Origin of the sequence: Rhodococcus sp. Leaf225, assembly GCF_001426145.1 — a bacterium.
Lineage (GTDB): Bacteria > Actinomycetota > Actinomycetes > Mycobacteriales > Mycobacteriaceae > Rhodococcoides.
In genome coordinates this window covers 547,550-563,627 of sequence record NZ_LMRN01000012.1, presented here as the reverse complement: position 1 = coordinate 563,627, position 16,078 = coordinate 547,550, and the positions used below count along the sequence as shown (strand labels likewise).

The following is a 16,078-nucleotide window of genomic DNA, read 5'->3' as shown; positions in this document are numbered from 1 at the left end:
GAGGGGCGGGCAGCGTCTGGCAGAATAAGTCGCTGTTCGCCCGTCTCCGGTTCCGTACCGAGCGGCGGTCACAACACCCATCCACCGCAAAACCGGGTGCGCATGCCGTGCGCATCGCTGAATTGCGCCGTGACCAGCGGTCGCGTCCTGCGACCACATCGAAAGAGGCTTCGTTTCACATGGCAGTCAAGATCAAGCTCACCCGTCTCGGCAAGATCCGCAACCCGCAGTACCGTGTCGTCATCGCCGACGCGCGTACCCGTCGCGGTGGCCGTGCCATCGAGACCGTCGGCAAGTACCACCCGAAGGAAGAGCCGTCGCTGATCGAGATCGATTCCGATCGCGTGCAGCACTGGCTGAGCGTGGGCGCACAGCCCACCGAGCCCGTCGAGGCACTCCTCAAGATCACCGGTGACTGGCAGAAGTTCAAGGGCCTGCCGGGCGCCGAGGGCACGCTCCGCGTCAAGGAGCCGAAGCCGTCCAAGCTGGACCTGTTCAACGCTGCGCTCGCCGCCGCCGACAACGAGCCCGTCGCCGAGGCCACCACGCCGAAGAAGAAGAAGGCCGCCAAGGCCGACGACGCCGAGAGCGCACCGGCAGACGAGACCGCGGACGCCACCGCCGAGTCCACCGAGAAGTAGGACCCACCTGTGAGCACCATGGTCGCCGACGCCGTCGAGCATCTGGTTCGCGGCATCGTGTCCAATCCGGACGACGTTCGTGTCGAGATGATCACCGGTCGCCGTGGCCGGACCGTCGAGGTGCACGTGCACCCCGACGATCTGGGCAAGGTCATCGGCCGTGGCGGTCGTACCGCCACCGCGCTCCGTACCCTCGTCTCGGGTATCGGCGGCCGTGGGATCCGTGTCGACGTCGTCGACACCGATCGCTGATCACCGACGTGGAGCTCGTCGTGGGCCGCGTGGCCAAGTCGCACGGCATCAAGGGCGAGGTCGTCGTGGAGGTCCGCACGGACGATCCTGACGAGCGGTTCGCTCCGGGATCCGTTCTGCACGGCCGTGCGCGTCGCGACAACAGCACGACCGACTACACGGTGGAAGCCGCTCGGGAGCATTCCGGGCGGCTTCTGCTGCGTCTGAAGGGAATCGACGATCGCAGTACCGCCGACGCGATGCGCGGCACCCTGTTCGTCGTCGACACCGCGGATCTACCCCCGTCCGACGATCCGGACGAGTTCTACGACCACGAGCTCGAGGGCATGACGGTGCAGTTCGCTCCGGATCACGAGTCGGCGGGCACGGTGATCGGCACGGTCAGCGAGGTGCTGCACTCCGCTGCGGGGGAGTTGCTGTCGATCACGCCGGCCGACGAGAACGTCGGCCGCGAACTGCTCGTACCGTTCGTGTCCGCGATCGTGGTGTCGGTCTCCCGCGAGACGCGGACCGTCGAGATCGACCCGCCCGAAGGGCTTCTGGACGGCGAGTGACCATGCGTATCGACGTGGTGACGATCTTCCCCGAGTACCTCGAGCCCATGCGTACCGCGCTGCTGGGCAAGGCCGTGCAGAACGGTCTGGTGACCCTCGGTGTCCACGACCTCCGGGACTGGACACACGACGTGCACAAGGCGGTCGACGACTCGCCCTACGGCGGCGGCCCCGGCATGGTCATGAAGCCGACGGTGTGGGGAGACGCGTTGGACGACGTCATGCGCGACGCCGACCCGATCCTGGTGGTGCCCACGCCCGCCGGAGTGCCCTTCACCCAGCGCACCGCCGAGAGATGGTCGCGCGAGGATCATCTGGTGTTCGCATGCGGCCGCTACGAGGGCATCGATCAGCGAGTCTTCGACGACGCGGCGACCCGGGTGCGCGTCGAGGAGGTCAGCATCGGGGACTACGTGCTCATCGGCGGCGAGGCCGCGGTGCTGGTGATGACCGAGGCCGTGACGCGGCTGCTGCCCGGCGTCCTGGGCAATCAGCTCTCGCACCAACAGGACTCGTTCTCCGACGGTCTCCTCGAGGGGCCTGGCTACACCCGACCGGCCACGTGGCGCGGCCTGGACGTGCCGCCGGTCCTGTTGTCCGGCAACCACTCCCGCATCGAACAGTGGCGGCGGGAACAGTCGCTCGAGCGTACCGCTCAGCGCCGGCCCGACCTCCTGCCCTGACGCGATCTCTCAGGCGACGACCCCGGTGGGGAACAGGATCTTCAGCGCGCCGGTGACGGTGACGCGCGCGTGCTTGGCGCCGTCGTCGTCCGTCACCGCGGTGTCCGCCGTCGTCTCCGCGCTGCCGCCGTCCGCGCCGTACCAGGGATCCTCCCGCGAGAGCACCGCCACCACATAGCGTTCTCCGTCGCCGACGAACCCCGTGCTCAGGTGGATCCACCGACCGTCGACGCAGCACATCCACCCTTGCTTGACCCCGCGGACCGTCTCGCCGGGGAGTGCCCGCGGGATGCCGAAGGTCTGGGGATAGCCGTCCGCTCCCTCGGGGGTGAAGGCCTCGAGGTCTCCGACGACGGTCGCCCGGTCCGCCGGGTTCAGTCCGCCGGTGCCGTCGAGGACGGCGTCGTAGTACCGCACCAGGTCCGCCGCGGTGGTCCGGGTGTTCCACCAGATCCCGTCCGCCGACGCGGCTGTGGCGGGCAGGCCGTAGCGGCCGGCGACGCGTGCCACGACGTCGGATCCACCGGCGGCGTCCCACAGGACCTGTGCCGCACTGTCGTCCGACGACGAGAGCATCGGCGCGATGAGGGCACGGGACTCCTCGTCGAGGGCGAACTCGCCGCGCGACGAGCGATAGAGCAGATCGTCAGCGATGAACAGCTTGACCACCGACGCCGTCTCGATCGGATCGTTGTCACCGGAACCCATGTACGTCCCGGTCTCCCGGTCGAGGAAGCCGATGGAGAGCGTGGCGCCGCGAGCGGCCGCGCCGTCGAGTGCTTGCTGCAGGCGACCGGTGAGGTCCGGTGCCATCGGCATCTCGGGTTCGGGGAACTCCGGTGCGACCGGGATCGTCGTCGCGGCCGGCTCGGCCGGTTGCGCGCAGGCCGCCGCCATCGTGGTGGCGAGCGCCACCGCCGCCATCATGGTGGAGGCTCGTCGCAGGCGCGCCGAAGGAGTTGTCACGTGACTACCGTTCTGTCATCGAGTGCCCCCACATTCGAGAGTGGACGTACCGGGCGCGTCGGCGCTCGGAACCCGGGGCGGCACCGTCACTCCACGTTACCGGCGCGGTAGGGTCCATCGCCGTGACGACCGCTGTGAAATCTGTCAATCGCCGGATCGCCGAGGAGCTCGACGTCGCGGAGGAGCGCGTACGCGCCGCCGTGGACCTGCTCGACGGGGGTGCGACGGTGCCGTTCATCGCGCGCTACCGCAAGGAGGTCACGGGCACGCTCGACGACACCCAGCTGCGCACGATCGACGAGCGACTGCGATACCTGCGCGAGCTCGACGAGCGCCGCGCCGCGATTCTCGAGTCCATCCGCTCGCAGGGCAAGCTCGACGACGCGCTCGAGGACTCGATCGTGCTCGCGGACACCAAGGCGCGCCTCGAGGACATCTACCTCCCGTTCAAACCGAAGCGCCGCACCAAGGCGCAGATCGCGCGCGAGGCCGGCCACCAGCCCGTGGCGGACGCCCTGCTGTCCGATCCGACCACCGATCCGACGTCCTTCGACGAGGAGCAGCTCGCCGGTGCGCGCGCGATCCTCGTCGAGCACTTCGCCGAGGACGCCGACCTCGTCGGGTCGCTGCGCGAGCTGATGTGGACCCGTGGCCGGTTGACCAGCGCGGTGCGACCGGGCAAGGAGACGGACGGTGCGAAGTTCTCCGACTACTTCGCGTTCTCCGAGTCCTTCACCTCCGTTCCGTCCCATCGAGTACTGGCAGTCCTGCGCGGGGAGAAGGAGGAGGTGCTCTCCCTCACGATGGATCCGGAGCCGAACACCGACGAACCCGCGCCCGGTACCGCGTCGGTGTACGAGACCCGCATCGCGGCGCGCTTCGGTATCGGCGACCACGGCCGTGCGGCCGACCGGTGGCTCCTCGACACGGTGCGATGGGCGTGGCGGACCAAGCTTCTGGTCAGCCTGGGCATCGACACCCGCATGCGCCTGCGGCAGTCCGCGGAGGAGCGCGCGGTCGACGTCTTCGCCTCCAATCTCGAGGACCTGCTGTTGGCGGCGCCCGCCGGCAGTCGCACCACCATGGGCCTGGACCCCGGGTTCCGCACGGGGACCAAGGTCGCGATCGTGGACCCCACCGGCAAGGTCCTCGCGTACGACACCATCTATCCGCACAAGCCCCAGGGCAAGTGGAACGAGGCGCTCGCGACCCTGGCCGCACTGGCGGCGAAGCACCGTGTCGATCTGCTGGCCATCGGCAACGGCACCGCGTCGCGTGAGACCGACGCGCTGGCGGCGGAACTCATCGCGAAATACCCGGACGCGAACCTGACCAAGGCGATGGTCTCCGAGGCCGGCGCCTCCGTGTACTCCGCGTCCGCCTACGGGTCGCGCGAACTGCCCGATCTCGACGTCTCGATCCGCGGCGCGGTCTCCATCGCCCGTCGTCTGCAGGATCCGCTCGCGGAACTGGTGAAGATCGACCCGAAGTCGATCGGCGTGGGGCAGTACCAGCACGACGTCTCGGAATCCATGTTGGCGCGTTCCCTGGGCGCCGTCGTCGAGGACGCGGTGAACGCGGTCGGCGTCGACGTCAACACCGCCAGCGTGCCTCTGCTCGCGCGCGTCTCCGGCGTGGCCACCACTCTCGCCGAGTCGATCGTCGCGCACCGCGAAGAGAACGGCCCCTTCCGGTCCCGATCCGCACTGCAGAAGGTTCCGCGGCTCGGGCCCAAGGCCTTCGAGCAGTGCGCCGGGTTCCTCCGCATCACCGACGGCGACGACCCCCTCGACCGGTCGAGCGTGCACCCCGAGGCATATCCCGTGGTGCGCCGCATCGTCGACAGGGCCGGCATGGGAGTCCGTGAGGTGATCGGCAACGAGCGGGTGCTGAGGTCCCTGCGCCCGCAGGACTTCGTCGACGACCGGTTCGGACTCCCGACCGTCACCGACATCCTGTCCGAGCTCGAGAAGCCCGGCCGCGATCCGCGTCCGGAGTTCGCCACCGCCACCTTCGCGGCCGGTGTCGAGAAGGTCGCCGACCTCCGACCGGGCATGGTGCTCGAGGGAGTGGTGACCAACGTGGCGGCCTTCGGCGCCTTCGTCGACGTGGGCGTGCACCAGGACGGACTCGTCCACGTCTCGGCGATGTCCGACCGCTTCGTCTCGGACCCGCACGACGTCGTCAAGTCCGGACAGGTCGTGCGCGTGAAGGTCATGGAGGTCGACCTGCCGCGCCAGCGGATCGGCCTGTCCCTGCGACTGACCGACGAGATCGGCGGTACGGCAGCGGCATCGGCTCCACGCGGCGGGTCGGGAGGCCAGGGCACCCGGAACCGGCAGAAGACCGGAGCCGGACCGCGCAAGGGAGCGCAGTCGTCGGCACCGGCCGCGGCAACGGGATCGATGGCCGATGCCCTGCGGAAGGCGGGCTTCGGAAAGTAGAGGGTGTCGCGGCGGCGCGGATAGACTTCCTCGTCACAGGACGGGCACGGCAGGAAGGCGCTGCGATGGAGCGGTGGATGCACCACGTCTCCGACGAGGGGCGCATCCCGCTGCTGTTCTTCCTCGTCGGGTTCATCGCCGGGTTCGTCTTCATCCGGTTCAGCGTCCGCATGATCCGCGCGCAGGTGTCCTGGTGGCCGGGCAACGTCACGCCGGGCGGACACCACGTGCATCACGTCGTGTTCGGTGTGGTCGCCATGCTGGTCTCGGGTATCGCGATGATCACCGTGTACGTCGACGGCACCCAGACCACGGGCGCGGCGCTCGCGGCGTTCTTCGGTATCGGTGCGGCACTGGTACTCGACGAGTTCGCGCTCATCTTCTATCTGGAGGACGTGTACTGGGCCGAGCAGGGCCGCACCTCCGTCGACGCGGTCTTCGTCGCCGTGGCCGCCACCGTCATGCTGCTGTTCGGTCTCAAACCGCTCGAGTTCTTCGACGTGGCCGGCTTCCGTGACGATCCCAGCGTCGCGGTGCGGAGCATCATCGTCGTCCTGGCCGCGCTCAACCTCCTCCTCGCCGCGATCGTCCTCGCGAAGGGCAAGATCTGGACCGGGCTCGCCGGCCTGTTCTTCCTGCCGCTGCTCGTGATCGGCGCGATCCGGATCGGCCGGCCGGGGTCACCCTGGGCGCGCTGGCGCTACACCCGACGCCCGCGGCGGATGGAGAAGGCCCTGCGGCGCGAGCGCAACCTGCGCCGTCCCGTCGTCCGCGCGAAGATCTGGATGCAGGACGCCATCGCGGGCACGCCCGACGTCGCGCACGTGCGCGCCGCTGCCGAGGACGAACTTGATCGCATCGTCGTTCCGGCGCCGGCGCCGGGGGAGTCGCGCCCCGATCGCGAATCGGTCGGCGCGGGCTGATCCGGCCGATTTCGTCGGGCACCGGTTCTCTGGCACAATCGTGGGGTTGCCTGACACCGGGCGTGCTACTCGCATGCCCGGCATCCGGTGGACACCTATTCGGAGTACGAACCAGTCGAGCGTCGACGGCATCCGCCGACGGCAGCCGCTCGGGTCCTCTGCTCGAGATCTCGTCACAGCAAGGATGAACCATGAACACCCTGGATTTCCTGGACAAGCAGTCGCTGCGCAGCGACATTCCCGAGTTCCGCCCGGGCGACACACTGAACGTGCACGTGAAGGTCATCGAGGGCTCCAAGGAGCGCGTGCAGATCTTCAAGGGCGTCGTCATTCGGCGTCAGGGTGGCGGCATCCGCGAGACCTTCACGGTCCGCAAGGTGTCCTTCGGCGTCGGCGTGGAGCGCACCTTCCCCGTCCACACCCCGAACATCGCCCAGATCGACGTGCTGACCCGCGGTGACGTGCGTCGCGCGAAGCTGTACTACCTGCGCGAGCTGCGCGGCAAGGCAGCCAAGATCAAGGAGAAGCGCTGATCTTCGGCGTTCCACTCGCTGGACGGCCGGACACAGGGGACTCGTTCCCCGGTGTCCGGCCGTTCTGCGTCCCGGCCGTTCTGCACCGCGGCGCTGCCGCTAATCTTGACCCGTGACGGACGAGCGCGCGGGCGACGACAACGACGAGGCGCGGCGAACCAAGAAGCCACGGTCCTTCTGGCGTGAGCTCCCGATTCTCATCCTGGTCGCCCTGGTGCTCAGCTTCCTCTTGCAGACCTTCGTCGCGAGGGTGTACCTGATCCCCTCGGAATCGATGGAGCCGACCTTGCACGGCTGCACTGGTTGCACCGGTGACCGCATCGTCGTGGAGAAGATCGGGTACCGCTTCGGCGATCCGACGGCCGGTGACGTCGTCGTGTTCCGCGGACCGCCGTCCTGGGACGGCGACTACGTCTCCACGCGGTCGTCCAACGTCGTCGTCCGCGGCGCCCAGGAACTAGGATCCCTCGTCGGCCTGGTCGCACCGGACGAGAACGATCTGGTCAAGCGCGTCATCGCGACCGGCGGTCAGACCGTCGAGTGCTGCGACGAGCAGGGGCGCGTTCTCGTCGACGGCAAGCCGCTCGACGAGCCGTACATCACCATGGACTTCGACTTCGTGCCCGGCACGCTCACGTGCGACACCCCGATCCGTTCCGGGCGGTGCTTCGGGCCCGTCACCGTGCCCGAGGGCAACGTGTGGGTCATGGGTGACAACCGCAGCAACTCCGCCGACTCGCGCTTCCACGTCGCCGACGAACTGCAGGGAACCATCCCGCTGGACAACGTGATCGGCAAGGCGCAGGCCATCGTGCTGCCGCCCGGTCGCTGGGGTCTCATCGACGATCCGGACATCCAGGGGCAGTGAGTTCGGGGCCCATGAAGTCGACCACGCGGCTCTCCCGGACGTCATGGCCGCCGCGCACCGTCATCCGGCGTGCGGGTGGCATGCGCACCATGGAGTCGGCCCTTCTCCGGTCGGGGCTCGGGCCCGTGGCGGGCGTGGACGAAGCGGGTCGTGGCGCCTGTGCGGGCCCACTGGTCATCGCCGCGTGCATCCTGGGCGATCGCGCCCGCGCCGCGCTGGACCTTCTGGACGACTCGAAGAAGTTGAGCGAGAAGACGCGGGAGTCGTTGTTCCCGAAGGTGATCCGCTGGGCGACGGCATACTCGATCGTCACCGTCCCCGCGGCCGAGATCGACCGCATCGGTATCCACGTCGCCAACATCGAGGGCATGCGCCGCGCGGTCGCCGGACTGTCGGTCGACCCCGGGTACGTCCTGACCGACGGTTTTCGGGTGCCCGGGCTTCCCGCGCCGTCACTCCCGGTGATCGGTGGTGACGCCACCGCGGCCTGTATCGCCGCCGCGAGCGTGCTCGCCAAGGTGCATCGCGACCGCATCATGCGGTCACTCGACGGAGACATCCCCGGCTACGACTTCTCCGTACACAAGGGCTACAACACGACGCTGCACACGGACGCCCTCGCCCGTCTCGGGGCGAGCCGGGAGCACCGTCGCTCGTGGTCGAACGTCGCCTGCCTCGAGGATGCCGGCGCCGCACCGACGGTGTCGCCGCAGGAGCGGGGTCGATGGGAACACGAGGGCGCCGATGCGCGATGATGGCGGCATGAGTGCCGAGGATCTCGAGAAGTACGAAACCGAGATGGAACTGTCGCTGTACCGGGAGTACCGCGACATCGTCGGCCAGTTCACCTACGTGGTGGAGACCGAGCGTCGCTTCTATCTCGCGAACTCGGTGGAGATGATCCCGCGGAACGCGGACGGCGAGATCTACTTCGAGGTGCGGATGTCCGATGCGTGGGTGTGGGACATGTACCGACCCGCGCGCTTCGTCAAGCACGTCCGGGTGATCACGTTCAAGGACGTCAACATCGAGGAACTCGACAAGCCGGATCTGCGACTTCCCGAGTGACGGGGACTTCCCGAGTGAATCAGCGCTGATCCGTTCCCAGGATCCGCGCGTTGAGGTGCCACCCCTCGTAGCCGTCGTCCACGCCGCCGCGCTGGTCGTGCTCGATCGACGCGCGCGGAATGGACAGGATGCGTGCCGTCCGTAGCGCCCACGAGTAGTCGCCGCACCCCACCTCCCTGGTCGATTCCCGACCCAGCGCATCGTTCGACGTCCACAGCAGTGCATAGGGGTGAGCGGGCCGCCGATCGTCCGGCACGCGGCGGAGAAGGAACTCACTGCTGGACGGCGTCCCGCTCGCCGACGAGTCGCGTGCAGTGTTCATGACCCGATCATCGCAAACCCCACGGCCGAGCGCCGCGCAACAGGGGGTTTCGGTGGTCCGTCATCCCCGGGTCGAGCGTCGTCCCCGGGTTTTCTGCGGCCGCAGGTCGGCGCCGCGGCACGGTCGCCGCGTGCCTGCACAGTCGTGCTCCGACACCGGGTGTGCCCACCACCGGGCACCGGGTCGGCGAGGGGAGCCATGGCGACGAACGCGGAAATGGGCAGAGCGGGCGAGGAGGCTGCCGCGTCGTATCTGACGACGGTGGGTCTGCGCATTCTCGACCGCAACTGGCGGTGCCGGCACGGCGAGGTCGACATCATCGGCGTGGACGGCGACACCGTCGTGTTCGTCGAGGTGAAGACCCGCTCCGGCGACGGGTACGGCACTCCGGCCGAGGCGGTCACGCCGGCGAAGGCGCAGCGCATCCACCGGCTGGCCGGGCTGTGGCTCGCCGAGCGGTCCGGTCCGTGGGTGCCGGTGCGGTTCGACGTCGTGGAGGTCGTGATCGCCGACGGCCGGGGGCCTCTGCTCTCGCATCTGAGGGCGGCGTTCTGATGGCGCTGGGACGGACGTTCTCGGTCGCCGTCACGGGCATCGACGGCATCCTCGTGGAGATCGAGGCCGACGTGGGGCGGGGCCTGCCGGGCGTGCACGTGGTCGGACTCCCCGATGCGGCGCTGCAGGAGTCACGGGACCGAGTGCGGGCCGCGGTGAACAACTCCGGCCAGAGCTGGCCCGCGTCCAAGGTGGTGCTCGCGCTGTCGCCGGCCACACTCCCCAAAGTGGGATCCGTGTACGACCTGGCACTGGCGTGCGCGGTGCTCGGCGCCGCCAAGGTGGTGCCGCCGGGTCTGTTGGCCTCGACGGTGCTGGTGGGTGAGCTGGCACTCGACGGGCGGGTGCGGAGCGTGCGCGGGGTCCTTCCCGCCGTGCTCGCCGCACGCGGAGCGGGATGGACCCGCGTGGTGGTGCCGCAGGACAGCCTCGCCGAGGCGGGCCTGGTGGGCGGGATCGAGGTCCTCGGGGCCGCGCATCTGAGGCAGGTGATCGAGTGGCTCTCGCACCGGTGCACGCTCCCGGAACCGATGCCGACACGGCCGGGTCCGGAGCCCCGGTACGGCGATCTCGCCGACGTGGTCGGACAGTCCGAAGCACGCTGGGCTCTCGAGGTCGCGGCCGCCGGCGCACACCATCTGATGTTCACGGGACCGCCCGGTATCGGGAAGACGATGCTCGCGGGTCGGCTGCCCGGCCTGCTGCCGCCGCTGACGGAGGGTCAGGCCCTGGAGGTGACGGCGGTGCACTCCGTCGCGGGGACACTCACGGCGGAGTGTCCGTTGATCACCACCGCCCCGTTCATCGCGCCGCATCACACCACCTCGGTGGCGGCACTGGTGGGCGGCGGAAGCGGCATGGCGCGACCGGGTGCGGTGAGCCGGGCGCACCACGGCGTGCTCTTCCTCGACGAGTGTGCCGAGATGTCGGTGCGCGTGCTGGAGGCACTGCGTACCCCGCTGGAGGACGGCGAGGTGCGCATCGCGCGGCGCGACGGGGTCGCCCGCTATCCCGCTCGCTTCCAACTGGTGCTGGCGGCCAATCCGTGTCCGTGCGCCTCGCCGCGGACCGCCGACTGCGTGTGTGCGCCGAACGCCCGTCGGCGCTACCTCGGCAAGCTGTCCGGACCACTGCTCGACCGGGTGGACCTGCGGCTGTCGATGCAGCCCGCTGCGACCGGAATGTTGACCGACGACGTGGGGGAGACGACCGAGGTGGTGCGCGGCAGAGTGACGGCAGCGCGGCAGGCGGCGGCGGAACGGTGGTCCGAGTTCGGCTGGCAGACCAATGCCGAAGTACCCGGATCGGCACTGCGACAGCGCTTTCGGCTCGAACGCGAGGCGTTGATCCCGATCGAACGGGCGCTGCGGCGCGGTGGCATCACGGCGCGGGGCGCGGACCGCATCCTGCGCTTGGCCTGGACGCTCGGCGACCTCGAGGGGCGGATGTCTCCGGGACCCGAGTGCGTGGCGTCGGCGATGAGTTTTCGCGAACAGGGGAGTGGCGTGTGAGTGGAGCGGAGAATCCGGAGACCTTGGCGTGGGCGTACGTCTCGACTGTGGTGCAGGGTCCGTCGCGCGCCGTCGAGCAGCTCATCGCCTCGCGCGGAGTGGTGGATGCCGCGGCGACGATGCGCACCGGGGACGTTCCGAAGGCGGTGTGGGACCGCGTGTCGGCGCGGGCACATCTCGACACCGCCGCGGCGAGCCTCGACCTGATGGCTGCGATGGACGGTCGACTGGTGGTGCCGTCGGACGAGGAGTGGCCCGCCTGGCGGTTCCTCGGATTCGAGCGGCCGGACGGGGCTCTGCCCACTCGCGACGGCGGTGCGCCGTTGGCGTTGTGGGTGGTGGGTCCGGCGCCGGTGGCGTCGTCCACGGAGCGGGCGGTGGCCGTGGTGGGAACGCGCGCCGCGACGAGCTACGGGGAGCACGTGACGGGTGAGATCGCGGGCGACCTGGCCGTGGACGGGTGGACGGTGGTCTCCGGCGGCGCGTACGGCATCGACGGTGCGGCGCATCGCGCCGCGCTGGGCGTGGGCGGCTGCACGGTGGCGGTGCTGGCGTGCGGCGTCGACCGGGCGTACCCGGCGGGGCACGAGCGTCTGCTGCGGAGAGTGTCGGAGACGGGTGCGGTGGTGTCGGAGTATCCGCCGGGCACACCACCCGCCCGGTACCGCTTCCTCTCCCGCAACAGGCTGGTGGCCGCACTGTGTGACGGCGTGGTCGTGGTCGAGGCGGGATGGCGCAGCGGGGCGCGTAACACGGCGTCGTGGGCACGGGCACTGGGGCGACCGGTCATGGCGGTACCGGGGCCGGTGACGTCCGCGTCGTCGACGGGGTGCCACCGGATGATCCGCGAGGGCGAAGCGCGTCTGGTGACGGGTGCCCGGGACGTGGTGGCCGAGGCGGGTGCGGTGGGTGCGGGTGTCGAGGACGACGACGACCGGGACGCCCTGTTCGGCCGCGATCTCGATCGCCTGCCGCAGACTCCCGCCCGCGTGCTGGACGCGTTCCCGGCCACGGGAGCCCGAACGGTGCAGCAACTGTCCGTGGACTCCGGCGTGCCCGTGTCGGCGGTGCGGTCAGCGCTGGTGGTCCTCGAGATCGAGGGACACGCCGGCCGCGACGAGGCGGGATGGGTGCGCATCGAGAAGATCCGGTGAGGGCTGTGCCGGGAGCAGGTCCTCTGCCCGCAGGGAGGTGCCGGGCAGGATCGCGTCGCGCAGGTCCGGCTTGACGCCGCTGATGATCCAGGTGCACAGCGCGGCGAGCTGAGCGGACACGAGCGGCGGTACCGCGTCCCCGATGTGGCGGTACATGTTCGACAGCGATCGCGCGCGGAACACGTAGTCGTCCGGAAAACCGTTCAGCAGGGCCAACTCTCGCACCGTGCACAGCCGGTCCTGCTCGGGGTGGGTGTAGCGGCCGTTGCCGAAGTGGGCGCACTCCCGTTTGACGGTGGGCGCGGGACGGTCCCACCACAGTCGGCCGTAGACGTCGGGGTGCGACCCCAGGCGCCCGGCGGCGACGAGGCGCTGCATCGCGGGCGTCAGGTGGTCGTCGCCGCCGGGGGCGGACCTGAGGTCGAGCCAGGAACCGCCGTCGTGGGGGAGGGCGTGGAGGCGGCGGCGGGTCGACTCACGACCGATGCTGGGCGAGAGGTGCATCGGATCGCCGGACGCCGTCTCACCGGCCTCGACGCGGGGCAGGTGGCCGATCGCGCGACGCACCGTGATCGCCTCCGGTGCGATGGTCGTGCCCTCCCACAATTCGGAAAGAGTGTGCAATTCGTGATCGCGCCGCACCGCGACCACCAGGGATCTCTCGCGTCGTTGCGGTAAGCCGACCGTACTGAGCATGTGCACCGAGGCATCGACGTCGTAGCCGAGGTGATCCAACCGCAGAGCCAACGCGTCGAGATGACCACGGAAATTACCGCCGACCAATTCTCGTGCGTTTTCCATGACGAGGACGATCGGGCGCAGAGCCTCGACGGAGTCGGCGACACGGGTCACGAGCGAATTGCGTGGATCGTCGGTGAGATGATTTCGAGGATTTGCACGGGAGAAGCCGGTGCACGGCGGGCACGCGCTGAGTACGTCGAGTGGTCGTCCGTTCAGACGCGGGGCGAAGAGTCGCGCCAACTCGGCCCCGGTGACAGCGGAAAGATCCACGGCGTGCGGCACCGTTCCGATATTCGCCTCATAGGACGCATTGCATTCGAGAGATCCGCGTGCACTGCTCGGTTTACCCAGTTGTGCGTCCGCCGCGCCGACGACATCGAAGGCGCCGTGTCGTGCGAAGCCGCAACTCATTCCGCCCGCACCGCTGAAGAGATCGACGAAGGTCAGCGAACCGGACGGTCTCGTCGTCGACGACACGGCACGCGTTTCCGAGAAACTCTGTGCGGTCATCCGTGAACCCTTCGTGGCCGACGTCGACGGGAGTGGCCGCGTCGAGTATGCGTTCGTCACAGTACCGGCGACCGCGGTGAGCCCGATCGTCCCGTGTCGGTCACGAACAACAGGTCGTCGAATTCACGACCGAGATGTCGTGATTCGGATGTTGTCAGGGCGGTGTCGGGTCGGTGTCACGATGTCGGCCATCTCGGCTGTTATCTTGGAGGAAATTCTTTCTCCACCCGGTATCGAGGAGCGCAGAACAATGGCACGACGCACCACCGTCCAAATGATCGACGATGTCGACGGTTCACTCATCAAGGACGGGCAGGGCGAGACGGTCGAGTTCGCGGTCGGAGGCGTGTCCTATTCGATCGATCTCAACAGCAAGCACGCCAACGAGTTGTACGACCAATTCGCATTCTGGATCGAACACGCGGAGAAGGTGGGCGGCAAGAAGTCTCGCCGGAACGGGTCCGCCGCGGCGCCGAAGAAGGGCCGCCAGAATCTGCAGGACGTGCGGGCGTGGGCCAAGGAGAACGGCTTCGAGGTCAGCACCCGCGGGCGCATCAGCCAGGAGATCCAGGACGCGTACGACGCCGCGCACTGACCTGTCGTGGGGCCGGTCGGCGAATTAGGGTAGGCTAACCACGTCTTGCGCCCCACCGGCGGCAAGGCCCGTACCCGATGGAGGTGCCCTGTGGCGCGACGACTGACCACCCTGACCGTTCTCCGCACCGAGCGGCTCACCCCGCACATGGTGCGCGTGGTGCTCGGCGGTGCGAACTTCGACGAGTTCGCGCCGTCCGAGTTCACCGACAGCTACGTCAAGCTGCACTTCGGTGACGCCGACGAGCCGACGTTGCGCACCTACACGGTGCGATCGGTGGACACGCAGGCCCGCGAAGTCGCCATCGACTTCGTCGTCCACGGCGACGAGGGTGTCGCCGGCCCGTGGGCACTGAGCGCCGCGGCGGGGGACCAGCTCTCGTTCTTCGGTCCCGCCGGCGCGTACTCGCCTCGTGCGGACGCAGACTGGCACCTTCTCGCCGGCGACGAGACGGGCGTGCCCGCCATCTCCGCAGCACTCGCGGCGCTTCCCGAGGGAGCCGTCGCGCGAGTGGTGCTCGAAGCAGCGAGTCCGGAGGACCGCGTCGAGATCGCGGCGCCGACCTCTGCCGACATCCGCTGGGTGTACCGCGACCAGGATCCGGGTGGCTCACCGCTGGCCGCCGCCGTCCGTGCGGTGGAGTGGCTGCCCGGTCAGCCTCATGTCTTCGTGCACGGTGAAGCGCAGTCCGTGATGCACGAGATCCGGCCGTACATCCGCAAAGAGCGTGGCGTGACTGCGGAATGGGCCTCGATATCGGGATACTGGCGTCGTGGCCGCACCGAGGAGGGATTCCGCACCTGGAAGCGAGAACTCGCTGCCAGCGAATCCTGACGATCTCGCGCTCCTCGCGAGATTCACCGAGCATCTCGCTCTGCAACGCAACCGCTCCGAGCACACCGTGCGCGCGTACGTCGGCGACGCCCGTGCTCTGATCGGCTTCTGTCGAGACGCGCACGGTGATCCGTCCGCGGCACTCGACGACGTGATCACACTTCGCTCCCTGCGCTCGTGGCTCGCCTCGATGTCGGTCGCGGGAGTGTCCCGCTCGACTCTCGCGCGTCGAGCGAGTTCGGCGCGCACCTTCACCGCGTGGTCGTGCACCGTCGGAGCACTCACCGCGGACCCGGCGGTGCGACTGTCGGCACCGCCGTCGCGTCGGACGCTCCCGGGCGTGCTGCGTGAGCCCGACGCTCGGGACGCGATGACGGCCGCGACATCCGGTGCCGAGCAACAGGATCCGATGGCCTTGCGCGACAGGGTCGTCGTCGAGCTCCTGTACGCGACCGGAATCCGGGTCGGCGAACTGTGCGGTCTCGACGTGGACGACGTGGATCTCGACAGACGGGTGCTCCGCGTCCTCGGCAAGGGCGACAAGGAGCGCGTCGTACCGTTCGGCGCGCCCGCGGAGGACGCGGTGGTGCAGTGGTCGACCGTGGGCCGCCCCGCCCTGGCCACACCGGACTCCGGCGCGGCCCTGCTCCTGGGGCGTCGCGGCGGACGCCTGAACCAGCGGCAGGCGCGCTCGGTGGTGCACGAGGTGCTGTCCGCCGTGCCCGGTGCCCCGGACCTGGGTCCGCACGGCCTCCGACACTCCGCCGCGACCCACCTGCTCGAGGGCGGCGCCGATCTCCGCGTCGTGCAGGAACTGCTCGGGCACGCGTCGCTCGCCACGACGCAGATCTACACCCATGTCTCCGTGGAGCGGCTGCGCGCGGTCCACGATCAGGCACATCCGCGAGCCTGACGTCGGGTCCT

The 16,078-nt window shown here is 69.3% G+C and carries 19 protein-coding genes; 16 read left to right on the top strand and 3 right to left on the bottom strand.

The annotated features are described in order from the left end of the window. The first annotated feature begins 179 nt into the window (after positions 1 to 179). The 4 genes from rpsP to trmD are packed head-to-tail and all read left to right on the top strand — an operon-like array spanning position 180 to position 2,130. Positions 180 to 641, top strand: coding sequence for a 30S ribosomal protein S16 (gene rpsP, locus ASG69_RS12360; RefSeq protein WP_027505018.1), 462 nt, complete (start codon positions 180 to 182; stop codon positions 639 to 641). A 9-nt stretch (positions 642 to 650) separates the two neighbouring features. Next, positions 651 to 893, top strand: coding sequence for an RNA-binding protein (locus ASG69_RS12355; protein WP_027505019.1), 243 nt, complete (start codon positions 651 to 653; stop codon positions 891 to 893). A gap of 8 nt (positions 894 to 901) precedes the next feature. Further along, positions 902 to 1,447: a ribosome maturation factor RimM gene (gene rimM / locus ASG69_RS12350; RefSeq protein WP_056445061.1), complete on the top strand. Its 546-nt coding sequence runs from the start codon at positions 902 to 904 to the stop codon at positions 1,445 to 1,447. Between the two features lie 2 nt (positions 1,448 to 1,449). Next, entirely contained in the window at positions 1,450 to 2,130 is a 681-nt protein-coding gene (trmD, locus tag ASG69_RS12345) for a tRNA (guanosine(37)-N1)-methyltransferase TrmD (protein ID WP_056445343.1), read from the top strand. A 9-nt stretch (positions 2,131 to 2,139) separates the two neighbouring features. Here trmD and ASG69_RS12340 read toward each other — a convergent pair whose 3' ends face one another. After that, positions 2,140 to 3,096: a serine hydrolase gene (locus ASG69_RS12340; RefSeq protein WP_235578931.1), complete on the bottom strand. Its 957-nt coding sequence runs from the start codon at positions 3,094 to 3,096 to the stop codon at positions 2,140 to 2,142. Between the two features lie 122 nt (positions 3,097 to 3,218). Here ASG69_RS12340 and ASG69_RS12335 point away from each other — a divergent pair, with 122 nt between their 5' ends. The 6 genes from ASG69_RS12335 (at position 3,219) to ASG69_RS12310 (ending at position 8,932) form a co-directional block, all read left to right on the top strand. Then, a complete protein-coding gene (locus ASG69_RS12335) occupies positions 3,219 to 5,540 on the top strand; it encodes a Tex family protein (RefSeq protein ID WP_056445057.1) in 2,322 nt (773 codons plus the stop codon). Positions 5,541 to 5,605: 65 nt separating this feature from the next. Beyond that, positions 5,606 to 6,463, top strand: a complete 858-nt coding sequence (locus ASG69_RS12330; protein WP_037185285.1) for a hypothetical protein — start codon at positions 5,606 to 5,608, stop codon at positions 6,461 to 6,463. Positions 6,464 to 6,654: 191 nt separating this feature from the next. After that, complete coding sequence (rplS, locus tag ASG69_RS12325; protein ID WP_027505024.1) at positions 6,655 to 6,996, top strand: 50S ribosomal protein L19; 342 nt, start codon at positions 6,655 to 6,657, stop codon at positions 6,994 to 6,996. Positions 6,997 to 7,108: 112 nt separating this feature from the next. Continuing rightward, positions 7,109 to 7,864 carry a signal peptidase I gene (gene lepB / locus ASG69_RS12320; protein WP_027505025.1) on the top strand — a complete coding sequence of 252 codons (756 nt, stop codon included), beginning with the start codon at positions 7,109 to 7,111 and terminating at the stop codon, positions 7,862 to 7,864. Between the two features lie 11 nt (positions 7,865 to 7,875). After that, positions 7,876 to 8,619, top strand: a complete 744-nt coding sequence (locus ASG69_RS12315; protein ID WP_056445340.1) for a ribonuclease HII — start codon at positions 7,876 to 7,878, stop codon at positions 8,617 to 8,619. A 7-nt stretch (positions 8,620 to 8,626) separates the two neighbouring features. Further along, complete coding sequence (locus ASG69_RS12310; protein ID WP_027505026.1) at positions 8,627 to 8,932, top strand: DUF2469 domain-containing protein; 306 nt, start codon at positions 8,627 to 8,629, stop codon at positions 8,930 to 8,932. A gap of 19 nt (positions 8,933 to 8,951) precedes the next feature. Here ASG69_RS12310 and ASG69_RS12305 read toward each other — a convergent pair whose 3' ends face one another. Next, positions 8,952 to 9,254: a hypothetical protein gene (locus ASG69_RS12305; protein WP_056445054.1), complete on the bottom strand. Its 303-nt coding sequence runs from the start codon at positions 9,252 to 9,254 to the stop codon at positions 8,952 to 8,954. A gap of 198 nt (positions 9,255 to 9,452) precedes the next feature. Here ASG69_RS12305 and ASG69_RS12300 point away from each other — a divergent pair, with 198 nt between their 5' ends. The 3 genes from ASG69_RS12300 to dprA are packed head-to-tail and all read left to right on the top strand — an operon-like array spanning position 9,453 to position 12,474. Beyond that, positions 9,453 to 9,809 carry a YraN family protein gene (locus ASG69_RS12300; RefSeq protein WP_027505028.1) on the top strand — a complete coding sequence of 119 codons (357 nt, stop codon included), beginning with the start codon at positions 9,453 to 9,455 and terminating at the stop codon, positions 9,807 to 9,809. Next, a complete protein-coding gene (locus ASG69_RS12295) occupies positions 9,809 to 11,320 on the top strand; it encodes a YifB family Mg chelatase-like AAA ATPase (RefSeq protein WP_056445051.1) in 1,512 nt (503 codons plus the stop codon). The genes ASG69_RS12300 and ASG69_RS12295 overlap by 1 nt, the downstream gene beginning before the upstream one ends. After that, entirely contained in the window at positions 11,317 to 12,474 is a 1,158-nt protein-coding gene (dprA, locus tag ASG69_RS12290) for a DNA-processing protein DprA (protein ID WP_235578930.1), read from the top strand. Before ASG69_RS12295 ends, dprA begins: the two co-directional genes overlap by 4 nt. Here the strand turns inward: dprA and ASG69_RS12285 are convergent. Further along, on the bottom strand, positions 12,394 to 13,725 hold the full coding sequence (locus tag ASG69_RS12285; protein ID WP_082544494.1) for a DNA cytosine methyltransferase: 1,332 nt from the start codon (positions 13,723 to 13,725) through the stop codon (positions 12,394 to 12,396). The genes dprA and ASG69_RS12285 overlap by 81 nt on opposite strands. Before the next feature lie 250 nt (positions 13,726 to 13,975). Here ASG69_RS12285 and ASG69_RS12280 point away from each other — a divergent pair, with 250 nt between their 5' ends. The 3 genes from ASG69_RS12280 to ASG69_RS12270 all read left to right on the top strand — a co-directional run bounded on the left by ASG69_RS12280 (position 13,976) and on the right by ASG69_RS12270 (position 16,067). Then, positions 13,976 to 14,320 carry a histone-like nucleoid-structuring protein Lsr2 gene (locus ASG69_RS12280; protein WP_027505031.1) on the top strand — a complete coding sequence of 115 codons (345 nt, stop codon included), beginning with the start codon at positions 13,976 to 13,978 and terminating at the stop codon, positions 14,318 to 14,320. A gap of 90 nt (positions 14,321 to 14,410) precedes the next feature. Then, a complete protein-coding gene (locus ASG69_RS12275; protein ID WP_027505032.1) occupies positions 14,411 to 15,154 on the top strand; it encodes a siderophore-interacting protein in 744 nt (247 codons plus the stop codon). After that, positions 15,138 to 16,067, top strand: coding sequence for a tyrosine recombinase XerC (locus ASG69_RS12270; RefSeq protein WP_056445333.1), 930 nt, complete (start codon positions 15,138 to 15,140; stop codon positions 16,065 to 16,067). The genes ASG69_RS12275 and ASG69_RS12270 overlap by 17 nt, the downstream gene beginning before the upstream one ends. The last annotated feature ends 11 nt before the right edge of the window (positions 16,068 to 16,078 follow it).